General features: G+C 44.6%; 4 protein-coding genes. 2 read left to right on the forward strand and 2 right to left on the reverse strand.

The features are described from left to right. Positions 1-669 precede the first annotated feature (669 nt). Both BACCOPRO_RS05680 and BACCOPRO_RS05685 read right to left on the reverse strand, forming a co-directional pair. Positions 670-1,266, reverse strand: a complete 597-nt coding sequence (locus BACCOPRO_RS05680) for a Crp/Fnr family transcriptional regulator (RefSeq protein ID WP_008141758.1) — start codon at positions 1,264-1,266, stop codon at positions 670-672. A 42-nt stretch (positions 1,267-1,308) separates the two neighbouring features. Then, the gene (locus tag BACCOPRO_RS05685) at positions 1,309-2,199 is read right to left on the reverse strand and encodes a YitT family protein (RefSeq protein ID WP_040311218.1); all 891 of its coding nucleotides are present in this window, start codon (positions 2,197-2,199) and stop codon (positions 1,309-1,311) included. 232 nt (positions 2,200-2,431) lie between these two features. Here BACCOPRO_RS05685 and BACCOPRO_RS05690 point away from each other — a divergent pair, with 232 nt between their 5' ends. After that, positions 2,432-3,661, forward strand: coding sequence for an LL-diaminopimelate aminotransferase (locus tag BACCOPRO_RS05690; RefSeq protein WP_008141766.1), 1,230 nt, complete (start codon positions 2,432-2,434; stop codon positions 3,659-3,661). 39 nt (positions 3,662-3,700) lie between these two features. Further along, positions 3,701-3,909 (forward strand): glutamine synthetase III domain-containing protein (locus BACCOPRO_RS05695; protein ID WP_008141767.1); only part of this gene is annotated, 209 nt, incomplete at its 3' end.

Below are 3,909 nucleotides of genomic sequence, written 5' to 3' on the forward strand. Positions count from 1 at the left end.
TCTGGAATACTCCCTGACACGCCATCTGGGCTTCTTTGTTTCGGGAGGATATAGCTGGACACGCACCTATCAGGGCAATCATCTTTATGAACACAAAGGAATATTTGAAGCCGGCATCGTGCTGTTCTAACCCATCAGCAGCCGGATCAGATTGACATTTTGTATATTCTTGTCCGCCACATTCGCTTCTTTGCGGGCAAGGATACAGACAAGCAGAAATTTAAAAATTATTTTCTACGTGAAGGAGTGATTCTCAAGGGAATGACTCCTTTTTTTAACACTTCAGGGAGACTCATTCCGGTGTGAAAAGGGGCTTCAACATCATCATTTTCCGGATTTCCGGAAATACAACGAAGCATTTTGGGAATTTTATTAGACAAACAGGGGAAAACGTCTAGACATTTCAGCCTGTTTCTGCCGTCAGATCCGCTGGTTTGACCAGACAATTCGGGCTGAAACAGCGTTCAAATCAGTATAATTATGCAGAATATTCCGGAAACAGTTCTTTTTTCATCCATCCGGTCTTCCCGATGAAGATTTTATCAAAAAGGGACTGTCAGTGTTCTGCTTCCTTTCGCATCACACTGACTCCCATTTCTTCGGATTACTTTCTTTTTTGATAAATCGGTATTCAGTAAAGACTGAAGCCCACTCTCCTGCCGTCTGATCTCAAGAATTCAGGCTGGCAGAACGGACTCTGCTCAATGTTTCCGGTGTCATCTGGAGAAGCGAGGCAACATATACCAGGGGCGCTCTCTTCAGGATTTCCGGATGGAGCTGCAACAGTTTGTTATAACGTTCATGAGCCGGTTCAAAGCGCAATGTGTCCGCCTTAATCTGCGACTCGATCAATGAGAATTCAAAGATTTTCCGGTACAGCAGAGCGATTTCCGTACTCTTTGAGGCTAGAGCATCCATCTCCAGCTTGTTGATTTCCCAGCCGATCGTCGGCTCCAGTGCTTCAATCATCAGGCGGGTCGGCTCCTGTTTCAACAAACTTTCCAGACACATGATCATTCCTCCTTCGTAACCGATATGTTCCGTAAGGTCTTTGTCATACTTGAAATAAAACTGACGGGTCATACCTTTTTCAATATACAGCATCCCTCTGCAGACATCTCCCTCATCAAGAATGCGTTCACCCTTCCTATATTTTCTACTCACCAGTATATCCGCAAATGCATGCATCGCCTCCTTACTCAGCAGACAATGATAATATGCGGCTATCTGACGGGCAGCCTCTAAATTTGTCATCATCATAAGCATTCCTCCATATCTTTAACTCAAGAAAAGAATATAACCTTCTTTTTATTTTACCTTTATGCGGTCGAAACCTTCTCCGAATACGCCGATCACAGCACTTTGGGAAACAAATGCTTTCGGATCTATATCCTTGATCAGACGGAAAATCGTACTGGATTCACGTTTCTTTGCCAGAACAAACATCATCTTGACATTGTTCTGGGTATAACAGCCAACGCCGTCGATAAACGTCACACCACGGTGAAGGTCTTTGTTGATGCGGTGTCCTATTTCTTCATACTTATTGGAAATGATGAAGAACTGTACGGACTGGCGGGCACTGTTGACGACCTGATCCAGCACAAAACTTGAAATAAACAAGACCACATAACCGTAAACGACTTTTTCCCAGTTGTGCAATACCAGATAACTGGAAGAAATAATTACCAGGTCACATAACAGAATGACACGTCCCAGACTGATATCGCGGTATTTGTTGACGATTGCTGCAATAATATCCGTTCCTCCCGTGCTGCCATTGGCAGAAAAAGCAATACCGATACCACTGCCGCAGAACGACGCACCCAGTACACATGCCATGAAAGGCTGGTCGTGAATCAACGAAACACCGTTGGTTATACTCTGAATCACAGGCAGAATGGAGCTCAATACAAATACGGCAAAAATTGTTTTCACACTAAACTTCCATCCCAGGATAATCAGAGACAGAACCAGCAGACATCCATTGATACCTAAATAAGTATACTGAACCGGCAAACCTGTCGCCCAATAAACAATGGAGGCAATACCAGGTACAGCTCCTGAAGGAAGATCATTAGGAAGCAAGAACACATTCCAACCTATACCATACATAATCATTCCCAAAGCGATTAACAGGTAATCTTTCATTTCACGCCAAATTCTTTGCCGGCGTGTAGTAGGTAAAGCACTATTCATAAATCTTAAAAACAAGGTTATTATAAATTCGCCTGCAAAATTACGAAAAGAATAACTTCGATTGCCTTTACTCCCTCTTTTTTTTTAACAAGAACATAAAAAGAAGCCGCTTCCCGATGATTCATGCCGTGGATTCTTTTTGTAAATGATATTATTTTCGTATTTTTGCAACCAAATTGACGACCAAAACGTCTGACTAAACAAATAACGACAACGGTTTCATCAAATAAATATGGCGTTAGTAAACGAACATCTGCTGAAATTGCCGAACAATCATTTTCTCCTCAATATGGAGAAAAAGATCAATACGTTCAAGGTTACTCATCCCAAGGCTCATCTGATCAGCCTGGGGACAGGAGATGTCACCCGCCCTTTGCCACAGGCTTCCATCGATGCCATGCACAAAGCCATCGACGAGATGGGATGCATTGACTCGTTTCACGGATACGCCCCGGAACAAGGGTATTCTTTCCTGACAGAAGCCATATTGAAACATGACTACGCAGCCAGAGGCGTTTCTCTGGAACCCGGGGAAATATTCATCAACGACGGAACGAAGAGAGAGGTCGGAGATATCGGAGATTTGCTGAGACACGACAACAGCATCGGAGTGACGACACCGATCTGTCCGATATATATTGTCGCCAATGTCACTTACGGGCGGGCAGGCACTCCCCAACCGGACGGCACATGGAGTAACGTTGTCTATCTGCCCTGTCTGCCGGAAAACAACTTCATTCCGCAAATCCCCAGTCAACGCATTGACATTATCTATCTTTCATTCCCGAACAACCCGACCGGAGCCGTCATCACCAAAAACGAACTGAAGAAGTGGGTGAACTATGCGATAGCCAACGACACCCTGATCATGTATGATGCAGCTTATGAAGCTTACATACAGGATCCGGATCTGCCCCATTCCATCTACGAGATCAAAGGAGCAAAGAAAGTGGCCATCGAGTTCCGGAGCTTTTCCAAGACAGCCGGCTTTACGGGAGTAAGATGCGGATATACCGTCATCCCGAAAGAACTGACGGCAGGTACACTGGCAGGCCAGCGCATTTCCCTGAATGAATTATGGAAACGGCGCATTGCTGCCCGAAACAATGGAGTCTCTTACATTACGCAACGGGCCGCCGAAGCCATCTACTCACCGGAAGGAAAGAAACAGATCAAGGAAACCATTGCTTATTATATGCACAATGCACAAATCCTGAAAGAGGGACTGAGCCATGCCGGACTTCAGATTTACGGCGGCGAGCATGCACCTTATTTATGGATCAGGATTCCGGAAAGAACAACTGCCTGGAAATTCTTCGAACAGTTGCTCTACGAAGCCCAGACCATCGTAACTCCGGGAACCGGTTTCGGACCAGAAGGAGAAAACTACATCCGTCTCTCCACCTTTGCCAAATATGAGGAATGCCAGGAAGCAGTGAGACGAATCAGAAAATGCATTTAAAGTAAAACAAGAACAACATAAAAATAAGATTTAGGTATTATGTCAAATTTAAGATTCAAGGTAGTGGAAGAAGCGTTTCACAAGAAACCTGTAGAAGTTCCATCTCCGGCTGAACGGCCTAGCGAATACTTCGCTAAATATGTATTCAACCGTGAAAAGATGTTCAAATATCTCCCGAGCAAGGTCTACGCCAAGCTGGTCGACGTTATTGACAACGGAGCTGCACTGGATCGCAGCATTGCCAATGA

The organism is Phocaeicola coprophilus DSM 18228 = JCM 13818 (assembly GCF_000157915.1).
Taxonomy (GTDB): domain Bacteria; phylum Bacteroidota; class Bacteroidia; order Bacteroidales; family Bacteroidaceae; genus Phocaeicola; species Phocaeicola coprophilus.

What these genes read in the sequence shown, in the direction of transcription:
- BACCOPRO_RS05680 (WP_008141758.1), bottom strand. Translation starts at nt 1,266, where the DNA reads ATGCTTATGATGATGACAAATTTAGAGGCTGCCCGTCAGATAGCCGCA.
- BACCOPRO_RS05685 (WP_040311218.1), bottom strand. Translation starts at nt 2,199, where the DNA reads ATGAATAGTGCTTTACCTACTACACGCCGGCAAAGAATTTGGCGTGAA.
- BACCOPRO_RS05690 (WP_008141766.1), top strand. Translation starts at nt 2,432, where the DNA reads ATGGCGTTAGTAAACGAACATCTGCTGAAATTGCCGAACAATCATTTT.